The sequence below is a fragment of the Terriglobia bacterium genome (assembly GCA_032252755.1).
Classification (GTDB): domain Bacteria; phylum Acidobacteriota; class Terriglobia; order Terriglobales; family Acidobacteriaceae; genus JAVUPY01.
This window is the reverse complement of record JAVUPY010000047.1, coordinates 11,831-29,090: the sequence shown is the minus strand read 5'-3', so window position 1 is coordinate 29,090 and position 17,260 is coordinate 11,831. Positions and strand designations below refer to the sequence as shown.

Below are 17,260 nucleotides of genomic sequence, written 5' to 3'. Positions count from 1 at the left end.
GAGATGAAGGCGAAGGCGATCAGCTTCCTTGGCACGTTGGTGCTCCTGCTGGCGAACCGGATGGAAGCACAAACGGTTCGGCGCGAGATCGTAGTGAGCGTTCCCGACCGCAAGCTGGCTCTGGTGGAAGACGGAGTGGTGAAGGCGATCTATCCGGTCGCCGTGGGCAGAGAGTCAGCGCCGAGCCCATCGGGAGAGTTCAAGGTGATCAACCGCCTGGAAAACCCTACCTATTACCACCCCGGAAAGGTGATTGGGCCGGGAGCGGCGAATCCGCTGGGTACGCGCTGGATCGGCCTGAGCGAGAAAGGCTACGGAATCCACGGGACCAACGAGCCGAGGTCGGTCGGCAAGGCGGTGTCGCATGGATGCATTCGGATGGCAAAGAGGGACCTGGAGGAACTCTTCAGCCAGGTTCGGGCAGGCGACGAAGTGCGGATCGAGTCGGAGAGAACGCAGGAAACAGTGGCGATCTTCGGCGGCGAAGTGCAGCCGGTGACCGTGGCGCAGGGTTCGGTGGCGACGGCGGAAGCGGCTGGGCAGTAAGGGATCGCAAGACTCGGAGGTGAGGAGGAGTTATGGAGAGCGCGGTGACGATGGCGGTTTTGGCAGGAGCGATGGTTTTCTCGCTGGCGACGGCGGTGCTGATTGAAGAGGTGATCTTCGGCGGGCTGTCGAGGATGGTGCTGACGAGGATGAACCGGATGGAGAAGTGAAGGCCTCGGAAAGACCCACATCTGCGAAAAGCGCAGATGTGGGGCACCGAGAGTACGAACTCACGTGGTCCAGGTGTGGGAAGGAGGAGAGATGCAAGCGGCGCAATATTTCCTGTTGTCGATGACAGCGGTTCTGTTCGTAGTGGCGGGATTCAGCCTGGTTCACGACCTTGGCCTTGAACTGCAATATCGCCGAGCCCAAATGCGCGGAGTCGAAATAGCGGCGCCTGCGGCGTTGCGGTGGCGAGTGACGGTTTCGCTGGCGCTGCTGGCGTGGGTTCCCTTCCTGCTGGCGCTTGGTTTGGCGGTACTCCCGGTCCATGGCTCCATTCATTGAGTTCGCCATCCGCCGTGGCGGACGCCGGGCGCGGCGATATCGGCCAGAGCCGCTGCGCCCGGCGCTTTCTCACGGGCGCGTTTGCCGCGACCCTGGCATTTGGCGCGACCTCGCGGGCGGCAGAGGATATAATCCGCATCAGCCAATGCTCAAAGTTCTACGGGTCTCGTCTGTGCTGCTGGTCTGCCTTGCGGCGTACGCCGCACCTGCGACCGGCAACTGGGATACACAGACGTTCGAACTGGCACGAAAGATCGTTGCCATCACCGGGCCTGGACCAGCGTCGCTCGATTTCCAGAATAGTTCTTCGCTTTCAGCGGATATTGCGGCGGGAATTCGCCGCAGCATCGAGGGCGACCTGCGCGCCAGCGGAGTTCAATTGCGCGATGGCACTCCGGTCACGATTCGCGTGATTCTCTCCGAGAGTATTCGCGGATATGTGTGGCTGGCGCAAGTGCAGCAGGGTGCGGAGACGAAAGTCGCGATGCTGGTGGTTCCGAAACAGGACGCCTCGTCGGCGACGAGTTCGACGGTGGTTCTGCGGAGATCGTTCCTGATCGCGCAGCAGGAGCAGATACTGGACGCGGCGCTGTGGCAGTCGCACGATCAGCGGTATCTGCTGGTACTTGGGCCTTCGCAGGTGAACATTCTCAAGCAGAATGGAACGCGGTGGGATCCGGTCACGGTGGTGGGGATTCCACACGAGACTTACCCGCGCGATCTTCGCGGACGGTTGTGGGTGGGGAAAGACGGCGACTGGAAGGTGTTTTTGCCGGGAGTTCAGTGCGCGGGGGCGCAGCAGTTGCAGCAACCCATGACATGCCGAGAGTCCGACGATCCGTGGGCGCTGAATGGAACGACGACGGCGTTCTACAACTCGGCGCGGAATTACTTCACGGGGGCGATGGTGCCGGCGGCGGCGAAATTGTTCCCGCCGTTTTTCTCCGCGGCACAGGTGAAGCGCGGAGATAGTGACGGCTGGGTGCTGACAGGAATTGATGGGCAGACGATGATCTTTGATGGGAACGGAATTCGCGGCCTGGCGGGCACACGCGATTTCGGGAGCGATGTTGCTTCTGTGCGTAGCGGGTGCGGCTCCGGAGCACAACTGCTTACGACGGCGGTGGGCGATGATTCCGCGAATGACACGATCCGCGCTTTTGAGATCGACTACCAGGGAGCGCGCGCGGTGAGTCCGCCGCTGGCGTTTGATGGTCCAGTGACTGCGCTGTGGACGACGTCGGATGGTGACAGCGCGATTGCTGTTTTGCGCACGCAAACGGGGAGCTATGAGGCGTACAGCATTTCAGTGGCTTGTAATCAGTAGCCTCGTCGCGACGATCGTGACGGCCGCGCAAGCTCGCACGCGTCCGCGCTATGGCGGTACTCTGCGCGTTGAAACCAGCGGACCGCTTTGGGATGTGAATGGCACGGCGCGGGCACTTACGACGGAAACGCTAACGCACCTCGATGAGCTTGGCGCGGTGCAGCCCTGGCTTGCGGTGAAATGGGAATCGCAGAACCGGAATAAACGGTGGCTCCTTACAATTCGTCCGGGGGTGAAATTCCACGACGGCACCGCACTGACTGCGGCTTCGGTTGCGGAGATTCTGAACGGATGCGCCGGTTGTCCGTGGCGGACCGTGCAGACTGCTGGAGAAGCGGTTGTGTTCGAGTTCGATGCGCCAGAGCCGCTGTTTCCGGCGGAGCTGGCGACGACGCGTTTCGGAATTGCAAAGCCGGGAGCGAACGGTGCGCCCATCGGTACGGGTCCGCTGAAGGTAGACCACGCAACCGCGAATTCAGCGGCACTGGTTGCCTTCGATAATTATTGGAACGGTCGCGGATACGTCGGCTCGGTGGAAGTGACCTCCGGCCGCACGCACCGCGACCAGTCGCTGGATCTTGGAGTTGGGCGGACGGACGTGGCGGAATTTCCTGCCGAGCAGATTAAACGGGCGCAGCAGAACCATTTGCGCGTAATAGTCTCGCGTAATGATGAGTTGATTGTGCTGGTGATGAACAAGGCCAGTGCGTCGATTCAGAAGACCGACGTTCGCCGGGCGATTGAGGAAAGTATCGATCGCGCTTCCCTGCTCAATTTCATCTTTCAGAGACAAGGTGAAGTGACGGGCAGCCTGCTGCCGAACTGGATAACCGGTTATGGTCCGCTCTTCTCGACGGCGCAGGACCTGGAACGTGCGAGGGAGTATGGCAACCAGGCGGGGAGGATTGCGACACTCACGCTCACCTATGATGCGGCGGATCCCTCGATGCAACTGGTGGGGGAGAGAATTGCGTTGAGCGCTCGCGATGCCGGAATCACGATTCGAACCGTGCCGGCCCCGGCACATTGGGACCTGACACTGGTGCGCATTCGGCTAAGGTGCTATCAGCCCTCGGTGGCGCTGGAGGCGCTGGTGAGCGAACTTGGTGTGGAGCACAAGAGTCCGGACGACGTCACCACAGATAGCCTTTACCAGCGCGAGAAGGAATTGCTGGATCCAGGCTTCCTGGTGCCATTGCTTTACGTGCCGCATGCTTTCGCGGCGAGCGACCGAGTACGCGACTGGAAGCTCGACGGCGGCTCGCCGGATTATCTCGACCTCTGGACGGAGGTGCGCAAGTGAGCCTTCGTCAACGCCTCTTGCTGTTGTTTGCCGGTGTCGTAATCGTTTCGGTGGCACTCGTTGCGTGGACGGTGTCGTTGCGGACGCGGGCCGCGTTCAACGAGATGGAGCAAGAACGCACAGCGGCGTTGATCAACCAGATTCGCGCCGAGTTCCACCGCGAAGGCAGCGAGGTGGGCGCTACGCTCAGCCGGATGGCGGCCACGGACCGCCTGCAAAACATTGCATTCTCGCTCACGCACGGCGGCGACCCGTCGACCTACCTTCAGGAAGCCGGTTCACTCGCTCAGGAGTACCAGCTCGATTTTCTCGAGATCGTGCAGGCGGACGGGACGATTGTTTCGTCGGCACAGTGGCCGGCGCGGTTCGGATATAAGCGGCAACTCCCGCCTGCGACGCAGCAGGACGCGTTCCTGAAGAATGAGGAGCTGCCGGATGGAACAGCACTTGGGATGATCGCCGTACGTCCCGTCCATGCGGGAGACGCGGCGATTTACCTCATCGGCGGCAAAAAAGTTGACCGAGAGTTCATCGATTCACTCTCGTTGCCGCCGGGAATGTACGTCTGGCTTTACCGGCAAACGACCAGTTCTCTTGATATCGCAGACGTGATCGGGCCGACGGTCGCTAACCCGAATTCCATTCTCAACCTGGTAAAGGCCGCACGAACCGGAGAAGAAAAGACGGGTTCCGTTCAGATCTCGACGGCTGCGAACGACCGTGCGACCACACAGGCGACTCCACTAAGGGATGATACCGGGCAGATCGCAGCGGTTCTGCTCGTCGGTGCATCGCGACGTCCTCTGCTCGAACTACAGCAGCACATCAAGGCGATAGCACTTTCAATAGCAGGAATTGGAATTCTGCTCGCGATTGCGGTGAGCCTGTGGATCGCGGCACGATTTACCCGTCCGATCGAACAGTTGGCCGAGGCTTCGCGTGAGATCGCCGACGGCAACTGGAACGTCCAGGTAGAGCCCGGCCCGGGTACGGAGCTCGCGCAACTGGCGGAGTCGTTCAACACGATGACACGCCAGTTGATTGAGCAGCGCGAGCACCTTGTACAAGCCGAGCGTGTAGCAGCGTGGCGAGAGTTGGCTCGGCGGCTCGCGCACGAGTTGAAGAACCCGCTGTTCCCGCTCCAAATTACGGTGGAGAATCTTGTGCGCGCACGCGAACTGGCTCCCGGTGAATTCGAAGAAATTTTCAACGAGAGCACGTCAACACTGCTGGCGGAGATTTCGAACCTGAAGGCGATCATTGGACGCTTCAGCGATTTCTCCAAAATGCCGCGGCCGCAGTTGCAGAACACGTCGCTGAATGAACTGGCACGCAAAGTCGCTGCACTGCATGGTACGCAGTTGAAGAACGCAGCGAGGCCGATCACTCTGAAACTGGACCTCGATGATTCGCTCACGGAGATTCCGCTCGATCCCGACCTCTTCCATCGTGTTGTGTCGAATCTCGTTCTGAACGCGGTGGACGCGATGTCCCAAGGTGGCACGCTGACGCTGCGGACGCGGGATACAGGTGAGCGCGCGAGGCTAGAAATCAGCGATACCGGGGCGGGACTGACGCCCGAAGAGCGCGACCGAATTTTTACGCCCTACTACACGACAAAGCAACACGGCACGGGGCTGGGATTAGCGGTCGTACAATCGGTTGTCAGCGACCATCGCGGAACGATCAGCGTGAACAGCGAGACGGGACGCGGCACGACATTTATCATTGATCTTCCGAAGCGCGCCGAACCGGAGTCGATGGGCGTGCGGAGTGGAGCGAACGGGTGAGCACAGCCGCGAAGGCCGACATCCTGATCGTCGACGACGAACCGAATACGCTTGGGTCGCTCTCACGCGCGTTCCGGCTGGCGGGGCACGAGGCCACGGTTTGCGACAACGCGGCGCGCGCACTCGAACTCGCACGCTCCAAGCCATTCGACCTGATCCTGTCTGACGTCGTAATGCCGGGGAAGGACGGGCTATCTTTGCTTGAAGATTTGAAAGCGCAGGGTGTCGCGGCGCCAGTCGTGATGATGTCCGGGCAGGCGCACATAGAGATGGCCGTGAAAGCGACTCGCCTGGGTGCAATTGACTTTCTCGAAAAACCGATCTCAACAGACAAACTGCTGCTGACAGTAGAGAATGCACTGCGGCTCAAGCGTCTTGAGAGTGAGAATCGCGAACTGCGCCAGCGCGTGGGCAAGCACCAGATCGTGTGGACCGGAGAGGCGATGAAGCGCGTGATGGCTCAGATCGAGCGCGTCGCCGGAAGCGAATCGCGGGTCTGCATTTACGGCGAGACGGGGACGGGAAAAGAACTGGCCGCGCGAACTTTGCATGAGAAGAGTAAGCGGGCCGGCGGACCGTTCGTGACCCTGAACTGCGCTGCAGTTCCCGCCGAACTCATCGAGTCCGAGCTGTTCGGACACGAGAAGGGATCGTTCACCGGCGCGGCGAATCGGCACCTCGGCAAATTCGAGCAGGCGCATCGCGGAACTCTCTTCCTTGACGAAATCGGCGACATGCCGCTGCCGATGCAGGCCAAGTTGCTTCGCGTCCTGGAAGAAGGGGAAGTCGAGCGAGTAGGAGGCGACAAGCCGGTTAAGGTCGACGTGCGGGTTGTAGTCGCGACGCACCGCAACCTTGAGGAACTGGTTCGTGAGGGAAAATTCCGGCAGGACCTCTTCCATCGCGTGTTCGTGTTCCCGTTGTATCTGCCTGCTCTGCGCGAGCGGCGTGAGGACATCCCTGTGCTGGTCGAACACTTTGCTGCACAGGTCTGTGGGCAGAACGGATGGAAGCCGTTGCGCTTCACACCGGAGGCGATCGCCGCTCTCCAAAACTATTCGTGGCCGGGGAATGTGCGCGAGCTACGGAACGTGGTCGAACGCCTGATGCTGCTCGCTGTCGGCGACCGCGTTGACAAGAACACTGTGGAACTTGCGTTGCCGGAGGGTCAATCGAGACCGGCTTTGACACCTGTATCAGCCAACCATGCCGGACCGCTCTCGGAGCGGGTGGCGCAATTCGAGCGCGACACGATCGTCGCCGAACTGAAGCGGCAGAACAATCACATAACGAACACGGCGAAGGCGCTCGGACTCGAGCGAAGCCATCTTTACAAGAAATGCCAGCAGTTGGGACTGGACCTTCGGCAGTTGCGCGCCGGCGAGCACGCTTAGCTACCGATCGCCGCGCAGTTGGGAACTCCGCTGGGGTGGCACCCCGTAAATAGACTGGAACTGAACTCGCGTGTCCTGGCGGCGACCCATAAGGCGCTCGATGGTGGAAACGATCCAGCGAGCCTCGGCGGGGCTCAGCGAGTTTGCCGCAATCTTGATCTCGCGGCCATCGCTCTTCTTGATGCTGATTCCGTAGAGTACTTCACCGGAGGTATTCGCGTGTCCCTGGCTCAGGAGCGAGATCGAAACGACATCGGCAAACGGAATTTGATGCAAAGCCCCAATGCCTAGCATGTCCTTTCGCACCTGCAACATGCCTTCGCGCACGCGAATGAGCGCGCTGCCGAAAACAACGCTCAGCAACATATAGGCAACGAGCACTTCGAAGAGCGAAAACACGATGCGGAAGAGCCAGGGAACACCCTCATGCACCCAGAGGAAGTAGACGACTGCGCTCCAGACCGTCGCGAAGGCAACTACGCCCAACGCCTGGCCATGATTGCGCAGCGGAGGGAAATAGAAGCTGGTGCCTCGGTCGTCCTCGCGGTAGACGATGTGCGTTGCGAGCGGCACTGGCGCCGGTGCTTCCGCCTGGAGCTGTGCGGCAAAAGCCCTGCCGGAGTTGTCGAACGCGGTCTGCTCCGCGGGGGTTGACGTTGCCGCAGTTCGGAATACCGGCAGTTCATAGTTGTCGGTGAAGTCGACGCCCGGAACATCGGCCTTGGCCTGTAGCTGCCAGTAGACGCGATCATTAGGGTTATCGCTGTTCGTTTCGTACGCGTCGGACGGGACCGTAAACTCGACGGGGATTTCGGCGTCGGAAAATCCGTGCATCACCGACTCTGCCGGAATCTTCTTCTCGTCCTGCCACAGGACGAGTTCGCTGACGCTCTGGTTCTTGCCGGACCCGGTCACGATGCGGCGCTTGCAGGAGAGAAGCAGATCGATGCCGTGTGGCGTCGACGTTGGCAACTTAAGATGGATGGTCCCCTTCACGCGTCCTCCGAGACTGAAGGGCACGGAGTCGCACCAGAAGACGGTTCGTCCATAGCGCCAGATGCGAAGGGTACCGCGAACTGCGAAGGCAGTAATGAAAATGCCGGCCAGCGGGAAAATCGCGACGAGTATCGCCTTGAGGTCGCCGGTCTGCAGCAACCTGGGAAGGATAGTGAAAGCGAGAAAGCCGCTGATGAAGTCCCAGATGACGGTGAAAACCCAGGCAGTAACGTTCGCGCGCGGGTCGCCGCCATTGGCTTTTCCTGCAGCCCAGTCGGTGCGCCAGAGCCAGGGTTTGTCGGGATTTGCGGCCTTTGTGGCGTCCTGCTGTTTGCTGATGCGAACTCCGGCAATCGCCAGCACGACCAGGCCAAACCCGATGCAGGCGAAGAAGAGTCCGAATACGACGCCCAACCACGCTTGCGGTCCGCCGCGGGAGGCGGACGCGAACGTGAACATCAACCCGAAGCCGATGAACGGGAGAGCGAAGATGCCGAGAAATGCAGCCGCCGCTATGGATCCGGTTCGCATGGTTTCGCGGATTATATCCCGCTGCTACTACGAACCGCGCCACCAAAAAGATGCAGTACCAAAGTCATCCGTTTTCGGGCAACACCTCGAAGGGGGACTGTTTACGGCGCTGCCGCCGACCTCTAACATGAAGAAACCTGCACACCGGGAGATCTTCGGATGCGGAAATTAATCATTCTTATCGTGTGTCTTACGGTGGTGACGTCCTTCGCGCAGCAGTCCGAGCCCACTGCCCGTCCGCAAATCGGGCTGGCGCTGGAAGGCGGGGGCGCGCTGGGGCTTGCTCATATAGGCGTGCTGCAATGGCTGGAGGAGCACCACATCCCTGTGGACGATATTGCCGGAGCGAGCATGGGCGGCCTGGTCGGCGGAATCTATGCGACCGGGATGGACGCGCAGGAGGTGCGACAGCTTGTAACCAGCATCAATTGGAACGGCGTGCTGCGCGGCGAAACCGATTTCCGGGATCTCTCATTTCGCCGAAAAGAAGATCGCACGGATTATCCTGCCGGGTTTGAGTTCGGATTACGACACGGGATCGCGTTTCCGGGCGGATTCAATTCGGGCCACCAGGTCGGACTCATTCTCGACCGCATCGCGCTTCCCTACTCGACATTAAAGAGCTTCGACGCATTGCCGACGCCTTTCCGGTGTGTCTCCACCGAACTCACGCAGCGGGAGTTACACGTCTTCCAAGACGGACCGCTCTCGGAAGCGCTGCGCGCCACCATGTCGATCCCGGGATTCTTCACGCCGGTGCGGTTGAACGGCAAGGTTTATGTCGACGGCGGTCTGCTCGATAATCTGCCGACCGATATCGCTTTGCAGATGGGGGCGAAGAAGGTGATCGCGGTCCATCTGGAAAATGCTCAGCTTAACGCGGAGACTCCGCTCTCTTCGTTCTCGGTGCTCGGCGAATCGATTGCTGCTGTGGTTGCGACCAATGAACGGCGCGGCATGGCACTGGCCAATACCGTCATTCGAATCGATCTGAAGGCGTTCAGTTCGACGTCTTTCAACGATGCTGACCAGATTATCGCGAAAGGTTATGAGGCAGCACAGCAGAATGCCGCAGAACTGGAGCAGTATCGGCTGGACGATGCGGCATGGAAGGAATACACGGCGCAGAGGCAGGCGCGGAGGATCCTCCACGTGCCAACTCCGCAGTTTGTCGAGGTCGAGGGTACGAAGCCAGCCCTGGCTGCCGATTTGAAGCGGCAACTGAAGAACGTACCCGGCAAGCCGATCAACACTCCGCATCTGGAGAAGCGACTCACGCAATTCACCGGAACGGGACGATTTGCATCGGTGGGATACAGCCTCGCCAAGCGGGATGACGAGGTGGGGCTCGAGATTGAAGCGTCGGAAAAGCAGTATGCGCCACCGACGGTGAATCCAAGCATCGTGATCGACGGTTCGGATTACATGAACGTGCGCTTTGGCGTGGGCGCGCGGTTCACGTTCCTCGACATCGGACGTATTGGCAGTGAATTGCGGACGGATGTTCTGGTCGGCTCGCTATATCACGTCGGCGCCGAATACTACCGACCGATAGGTGTCTCCCAGCATTGGTTTGTCGCCCCGGGATTCGACGGCGTGAATGCGCCTTTCGATATCTACTCACGCGACCGCCGGCTTGCCGAGTATCGCTACCGACATGCTTTCAGCCGCTTCGATGTTGGCTACAACTTCAACCGCTACAGCGAACTCCGCGTGGGGTATGAACTTGGGTGGTTGCAGTACGAGCCGGATCTCGTGCGTTTCGACGTGCTCACGCCGGTGGAAGGGCGGCAGGGAGTCGCCCGGGCCAGCTATCGCCTGAATCGCCTGAATGATGCGGTGGTTCCGAGCAATGGCGTGGCTCTGAATACGAATTTTGGTTTCTATGACACGCGGCCGGGGGCACTCGATCGCTTTTCGGCCTTGGACACGCAGCTACAAGCGTTCAAATCCGTAACGCGGAACAATACGATATTTGGAATCGTTTCTGGCGCCTCAACCCTGGGTTATGACAAAACGGGAATTCCCATTTACACGCTGGGTGGCCCTTTTCGGCTAAGTGCCTACGGCGAGAACGAAATCCTCACGAACCAATACGCGTATTTCCGGATGGGCTGGATGCATCAGCTATTCGAGGGACCGCCGATCATTGGCAGCAAGATATACCTGATGGCGGATTATGAAGTTGCTAAGCCATACGGGGTGCCGGACGTCACGCGCGTCCCGATGGACGGCAGCATCGGCGTGGTCTTCAAAACGTTGTTTGGACCGGCGTATATCGGGACGAGCGTTGGCGACTCGGGACATCACAAGTTCTTCTTCCAGTTGGGAAGAATCTTCTGATGTTCCACTTCTGTGCCCCTCTGCCGCGGTCAGCAGGTGTGGGTCTTTGTAGCCCGTGCCTCACGTTTGAGGCAATTGGCCCCGTTGCGTTATCCTCCTGCACCGGAGGATAGACGTGACAATTCATCACAGGAGCGCGATGCGCGCTCTGCTCGTCGTTGTCCTAGGATTCGTTTCCCTCTCATTAGCCGCTCAACAAATTCCAGCCGACCTTTTCCACGAACTCCAATGGCGCGGCATTGGTCCTTATCGCGGCGGACGCACGAAAGCGTTGTCGGGCGTGCCGTCGCAGCCGAATGTTTTTTATATCGGGGTTTGTGACGGCGGCGTGTGGAAGACCGACGACTACGGCCGCACGTGGAAGCCGATTTTCGATCATGAGCCTACTGGTTCGATCGGCGCGGTTGCCGTTGCGCCGTCCGATCCCAACGTCGTTTACGCAGGCAGCGGCGAAGGCCTGCATCGTCCCGACCTCTCCGTCGGCGACGGTATGTACAAGTCCACGGATGCGGGAAAGACCTGGATGCATCTCGGACTTCGCAACGCCCAGCAGATCGCAAACATTGCCGTTGACCCACGCGACCCCAACCGGGTGCTGGCGGCAGTAGCCGGACATCCCTACGGTCCGAATTCCGAACGCGGCATCTTCCTCAGTGTCGACGGCGGACAGAGCTGGGACAAGGTTCTCTACAAAGACGAGAATACAGGCGGATCTGACGTGCTTTTTGATCCCACGAATCCCGAGATCGCCTACGCCTCACTCTGGGAGGCGCGCGAAGGTCCGTGGGAGAACGGCGCATGGAATGGAACGGGCGCCGGGATCTACAAATCCACTGACGGCGGCAAGACCTGGCATGAACTGACCAGTGGCCTGCCGAATGGGATGGTACAGGCAAACCTCGCGATCGCACCGAGCGATCCCAATCGTCTGCTCGCCACGGTTGCGCTGATGAACGGCATCAAGCTGTATGGCAGCAACGATGGCGGCGCGAACTGGAGCATTGTGACCAACGATCCTCGGCCGCTGGTTCGCATCGGCGGTGGTGGCGAACTCCCGGTTCCACGCATCGATCCTGAGAACCCCGAAATCATCTACATCGCGAGCATCGTTACCTGGAAGTCCACAGACGGCGGGAAGACCTGGACCGGTTTCCGCGGCGCGCCCGGCGGCGACGACTACCAGAACGTCTGGATCAATCCAAATAACCCCGAGATCATTGCGCTAGCCAGCGACCAGGGCGCAATCGTTACCGTCAATGGTGGCCAATCTTGGAGCAGTTGGTACAACCAGAATACCGCGCAGCTTTACCACGTTTCGGCTGACAATTCGTTCCCTTACCGCGTATGCAGCGGACAACAGGAGAGCGGCTCGGTTTGTATTCGTTCGCGCGGGAATGACGGCGAGATCACCATTCGAGACTGGCACCCCGTTGCCGCCGAAGAATACGGCTACGTCGCGCCTGACCCACTCGATCCCGACATTGTTTATGGCGGTAAGCTAACGCGCTATGACCGGAGAACTGGACAGGCGCAAGACATAGCACCGAAGCTGCTCCGCGGTCCCGACTATCGAGTTGTACGGACGGAACCAATCGTATTCTCGCCGCGCGACCCGCACGTTCTGTATTTCGCGTCGAATGTGCTTTGGAAGACGACAACAGGCGGAAAGCAGTGGCAGCAGATTTCGCCGGACCTGACGCGCAAGAGTTATGCGATTCCCGCGACGATCGGTAAATACAGCTCGGAAAAATCCGCGCAGCCAACTCAGCGCGGAGTTATCTACACGGTCGCGCCCTCGCCGCTCGATGTAAATCGCATCTGGGCAGGCACAGACGACGGACTCATCCAACTCACGACCGATGGTGGTGCGCACTGGACCGACGTCACACCGAAGGCTCTTGTGCCATGGGCAAAAGTTTCGATCATCGACGCCAGCCACTTCGATCCGCAGACCGCGTACGCTGCGATCAACACCATCCGTCTCGACGACCTTCGTCCGCACCTCTACCGCACACACGATGGCGGCAAGACGTGGACGGAAATCGACAATGGAATCCCCGCGAACGAGAATACCAATGCAATTCGCGAGGACCCGAAGCGCAAAGGCCTGCTCTACGCTTCGACGGAGGCTGCAGTCTATGTCTCGTTCGACGATGGCGATCACTGGCAGTCCCTGCGGCTGAACATGCCGGCAAGTTCCGTGCGCGACATCATCGTGAAAGATGACGACCTCGTGGCGGCGACGCACGGACGGGGCTTCTGGATCCTCGACGACATCACCCCGCTGCGGCAGGTGAATGGAACCACGCTGTCAGGAGATCATCTCTTCAAGCCCGAGGACGCGGTTCGCGTTCGGTGGAACATGAACACCGACACGCCGCTGCCTCCGGACTTCCCGGCCGGGCCGAATCCGCCGGACGGCGCGGTATTGAACTATTACTTGAAGTCTGCGGCGAGCGGGCCAGTGACGATTGAAATCAAGGACGCGAGCGGGAACATAGTGCGGCGCTACTCCAGCGCGGAACCGCCTGCGAAGCCCGAAACGCTGACGATTCCGGCTTACTGGGTGCGCCCGCCAAAGGTCGTCGAAACCAGCGCTGGATTGCATCGTTTCCTCTGGGATATGCACCTGCAGCCGATCCCCGGGATTCCGGCTGAGTATCCGATCGCGGCCATTCCGCACAACACCGCGCCCGCGACGACGTCTCCGTGGGCGATGCCTGGAAACTACACGGTCGTGCTCACGGTTGCCGGCAAGAGCTACTCGCAGCCGCTGAAGGTCACGATGGACCCGCGGGTGAAAACGCCGCTGGCCGGTTTGCAGGAGCAATACCGGTTATCGAAGCAGGTCTACGACGACGCGATGAAACTCTCGGACGGAATGAACAAGGCAACGGAACTGCGTTCGCAGTTGAAGGCCAGGAAAGAGCACGCGCAGGGCGCAGCCGCCGAAGCTATTACCGCGTTTGAAAAGAAACTGGACGAGGTTGCGGGTGAAGCGGGACGACGTCGCGGGCCTGGTGGCGCAGCGGGCGAATCGCTCGGCTCAGTGCGCGGCCAGTTGATGATGCTGATGGGAGTTCTTCAGGACGCCGATGTCGCGCCGACGACCCAAACCGTCGCCGCAATCGCGGAAGTCCAGAAGAAGGTCCCGGGGGCGTTACAAAACTGGCAGACATTTGAACGCCAGGAAATTCCGACCTTCAACCAACAGTTGAAGTCGGCGGGACTGGAGGAAGTAAAGCTCCAGTAGTTCCTTTTGACATATGAATGCCCCGCCCTGGGATCATCGCAGGGCGGGGCTTTTTTCACTCCTCGGTTGTCTACCGGTTCTTCGGTTCCATGCTGATCTCGGCTAATCCCGCCGCCTTCAACTTCTGGTTGAGGTTTGCGAGATCGGTCGAGACGAAGTGCTCCCATCCGGTTAGCGTGGATTTTTCCTGAGCGAGATATTTGTCCAGCGCTTGCAACTGATCAGGTGTCGGAGCGACGTCGGCGCTCTGTATCGCTCCCTGAACCTGCCGCAATGCGCCCATGACATAGCGAACGCTGGTGTAATCCGTATTGACCGGAATTACGGGCGTTCCATACGAAGGCGGTGGCGGCCCGAGAACCTCGTCCAGTTTCTTTTTGAATTCGGTTGCCGTCGAACTTAGTTCAGAGTTTTGTTTAAGTTTCGGCTTCAAATCACTGAACTGTTTCGTGATTGCAGTGCCTTCGCCAGCAGGCTTCGAAAGCTCCTGGATTCCCGCCACAGCTTTCTGAGAAGCGTCGAACTGCGCTTCCAGATCCGCCTGCGTGGTTTTCACCCGCGGGTCCATCGTGACCGTTAGCGGCTGCGAATACGTCTTGCCGTTGGCCGTCAGTCGAACCGTGTAGGTTCCCGGCAAAACCCAGTTGCCTCCGCCGCGACGCATCATCATCATCATCGGACTTGCTCCGCCGCCCGGCGCAGCGTAGTGAAGATCCCAAACCCAGCGATGCGTTCCGGCTTTTGCCGAGAGCACCTCCGGCTGCTTTACCCAATACATCGGAATATTCAGAGACTTCGCTTCGATCGGATGCGGTTTCTCGTTGCTGGCAAAACGGCGAACCACGTTGCCGTTGCTGTCCAGAATCTCCAGCGTCACCGGGGTAGTCGCATCCGACTTGAGGAAGTAGTCGATGATGGCGCCGTTCGGCGGATTGAAACCGTGCGGGATCTCGGGCGGATAGGGCGTGCCCTGATCATTCCCCGGGTGAATTCGCAACGCGTTCTCGGGCTTGAAGAGATACGCATCCGAGTTCGCCACCTCCGCGCTTGCCTGGCGCAGAGGAGTGATGTCGTCGAGGATCCACATGGAGCGGCCATGGGTCGCGACGGCGAGATCGTTGTCGTGAATCACCAAATCACGTATCGACGTTACCGGCAGGTTCAGTTGCAATGGCTGCCAATCATCGCCGTCGTTGAAGCTGACGTAGGCGCCGAGTTCGGTGCCGGCGAACAGCAGGCCTTTTCGCACGGTATCTTCGCGCACGGCGTTTACGAATGAACCGTCGGGAATACCCTTCCCGAGCAGTTGCCAGGTCTTGCCGCCATCGTGGGTGCGGTAAATGTACGGCTTCATGTCCTCGATGCGGTGAGCATCGACTGCGGCATACGCGGTGTCCTTGTCGAAATGGGAGGCCTCGATGATTCCGACCTTCGCCCACGGCTTAACTTCCGGCGGAGTCACGTTCTGCCAGGTCTTGCCATGGTCCATAGTCACCTGGATCACGCCGTCGTCGGTACCTGCCCATACGATGTTCGGATCGAGCGGCGAAGGTGCGATCGTGTAGATCACTCCTTTGCGCGGACTTACCAGACCGTACTTAGCCGTGATGGGATCGAGGTTCGGCGGGACCGGAGGATTCTCACGCGTGAGATCCTGGCTGAGTTGCTCCCAGGTTTTTCCGCCATCAGAGGTGCGGAACATCATCTGATGCGCGAAGTAGAGATCGTGCTTGTTCGCCATGGAGAAGACGAGTGGAAGCGTCCACGAGGCGCGGAACTGTTCGTTGCGACCGAGAGTCGGCGAAACATCTTCGGTCTGGTTGGTTTTCCAGTCGAAGCGCGCGACGGTTCCGCCGAAGACGATGTTGGTGTTCATGGGATCGGGGGCAAGCATACCGCTCTCGCCGCCGACGGGAATCGGCCGCCAATTGCGCTCGGTGATGTTCGCGAAGTTGGTGCGGCTCGGAACCGCAATTGCGCCGCTGTCCTGCTGCGCACCGTAAAGCCAGTAGGGGAAGCGGTCGTCGGCAATGATGTGGTAAAGCTGCGCTGTTGGCTGGTTGTACCACGAACTCCAGGTCTTGCCGCCGTCGAGGGTCACGATCGTTCCCTGGTCGGCAGAGATGATCATTTGGTCGGAGTTATCGGGGGAGATCCAGATGCTGTGATAGTCGTCTCCGCCCGGAGCACCTTTGAACGCCACGAAGCTGTGGCCGCCATCGATCGACTTGTATACCGACGTGTTCGAAACGTAAACGATGTCGGCATTCTTGGGATCGACCTCGACAATACCGAAGTACCAACCACGGCCCCAGATGCGGTCTTCATTATCCAGTAATTTCCAGCTTTGGCCGGCGTCGTCGGAGCGATACAGGCCACCCTGCTTGGCATCGACAATGGCGTAAACGCGCTTGGGGTTGGTCTTCGCGACGGCGATGCCGATTCGTCCTAGACCTTCTGTCGGCAAGCCATTCGTCAACTGGTGCCACGTCGAACCGCCGTCGGTGGACTTGTAGAGGCCGCTGCCGGGGCCGTTCGACGGCGGATAGATGTTCCACGGTGGGCGTCGCGTTTGCCAGAGAGCTGCGTAAATCGTCTTGCTGTTACTTGGGTCAAAGGCGAGATCGATCGCGCCGGTGTTGTCATCTTTAAAGAGCACCTTCGACCAGGTCTTGCCGCCATCCGTGGTACGGAAGACGCCACGCTCGGCGTTCGCACCGAAGGCGTGCCCTAAAGCGGCCACATAAACAATATTGGGATTCTTCGGATCGATGAGCACGCGGCCAATCTGCTGCGTGTCATCGAGACCAATGTGAGTCCAAGTCTTACCGGCGTCGGTGGACTTGTACATGCCGTTGCCGTAGGTGATGTCCTCGCGCATGTCGGCTTCGCCGGTGCCAACGTAGATGATGTTGGGATCCGACGGAGCAACGGCCATCGCACCAATGGACGCGATCTTCTCGTTGTCGAAGATTGGCTTCCAGGTTTGGCCCGCGTTCTCGCTCTTCCACACTCCACCGCCGACCGCGCCGAAGTAATATAGGCTCGGATTTCCGGGCACGCCGACTGCGGTCAGCGCACGACCGGCGCGAAAGGGCCCGATCAGGCGCCACCGCATGTCCTGGAATAATGCTGGATTCACCTGTTGCGCGCCGGCCGATATCGCCGCGCACCCCACGACGGCGACCAATGCAACCGTCCACGCCACAGCTTTGAGCTGACGCAACATTCGCACTCCAAAATAAATGGGATTCAACGAACTCACGAGGA

Annotated in this window: 11 protein-coding genes; 9 read left to right on the top strand and 2 right to left on the bottom strand. The window is 59.7% G+C overall.

The features are described from left to right. The 7 genes from ROO76_10455 to ROO76_10425 all read left to right on the top strand — a co-directional run. The coding region (locus ROO76_10455; protein MDT8068572.1) for a L,D-transpeptidase at nt 1–546 on the top strand (546 nt) is incomplete at its 5' end. Nucleotides 547–578: 32 nt separating this feature from the next. After that, nucleotides 579–716, top strand: coding sequence for a hypothetical protein (locus tag ROO76_10450; GenBank protein ID MDT8068571.1), 138 nt, complete (start codon nt 579–581; stop codon nt 714–716). A 91-nt stretch (nt 717–807) separates the two neighbouring features. Then, nucleotides 808–1,053 (top strand): hypothetical protein, encoded by a 246-nt coding sequence (locus ROO76_10445; protein ID MDT8068570.1) that lies wholly within the window; start codon nt 808–810, stop codon nt 1,051–1,053. Next, nucleotides 1,037–2,380, top strand: a complete 1,344-nt coding sequence (locus ROO76_10440; GenBank protein ID MDT8068569.1) for a hypothetical protein — start codon at nt 1,037–1,039, stop codon at nt 2,378–2,380. Before ROO76_10445 ends, ROO76_10440 begins: the two co-directional genes overlap by 17 nt. Then, entirely contained in the window at nt 2,343–3,683 is a 1,341-nt protein-coding gene (locus tag ROO76_10435; GenBank protein ID MDT8068568.1) for an ABC transporter substrate-binding protein, read from the top strand. Before ROO76_10440 ends, ROO76_10435 begins: the two co-directional genes overlap by 38 nt. Next, nucleotides 3,680–5,473 carry an ATP-binding protein gene (locus tag ROO76_10430; GenBank protein ID MDT8068567.1) on the top strand — a complete coding sequence of 598 codons (1,794 nt, stop codon included), beginning with the start codon at nt 3,680–3,682 and terminating at the stop codon, nt 5,471–5,473. Before ROO76_10435 ends, ROO76_10430 begins: the two co-directional genes overlap by 4 nt. Continuing rightward, nucleotides 5,470–6,867, top strand: coding sequence for a sigma-54 dependent transcriptional regulator (locus ROO76_10425; protein ID MDT8068566.1), 1,398 nt, complete (start codon nt 5,470–5,472; stop codon nt 6,865–6,867). Before ROO76_10430 ends, ROO76_10425 begins: the two co-directional genes overlap by 4 nt. Here the strand turns inward: ROO76_10425 and ROO76_10420 are convergent, their stop codons facing one another. Next, nucleotides 6,868–8,394: a hypothetical protein gene (locus ROO76_10420; protein ID MDT8068565.1), complete on the bottom strand. Its 1,527-nt coding sequence runs from the start codon at nt 8,392–8,394 to the stop codon at nt 6,868–6,870. Nucleotides 8,395–8,553: 159 nt separating this feature from the next. Here ROO76_10420 and ROO76_10415 point away from each other — a divergent pair, with 159 nt between their 5' ends. Beyond that, nucleotides 8,554–10,737 (top strand): patatin-like phospholipase family protein, encoded by a 2,184-nt coding sequence (locus ROO76_10415; protein ID MDT8068564.1) that lies wholly within the window; start codon nt 8,554–8,556, stop codon nt 10,735–10,737. Nucleotides 10,738–10,876: 139 nt separating this feature from the next. Continuing rightward, complete coding sequence (locus ROO76_10410; protein MDT8068563.1) at nt 10,877–13,990, top strand: glycoside hydrolase; 3,114 nt, start codon at nt 10,877–10,879, stop codon at nt 13,988–13,990. A 70-nt stretch (nt 13,991–14,060) separates the two neighbouring features. Here the strand turns inward: ROO76_10410 and ROO76_10405 are convergent, their stop codons facing one another. Continuing rightward, a complete protein-coding gene (locus ROO76_10405) occupies nt 14,061–17,219 on the bottom strand; it encodes a hypothetical protein (protein ID MDT8068562.1) in 3,159 nt (1,052 codons plus the stop codon). Between the last annotated feature and the right edge of the window lie 41 nt (nt 17,220–17,260).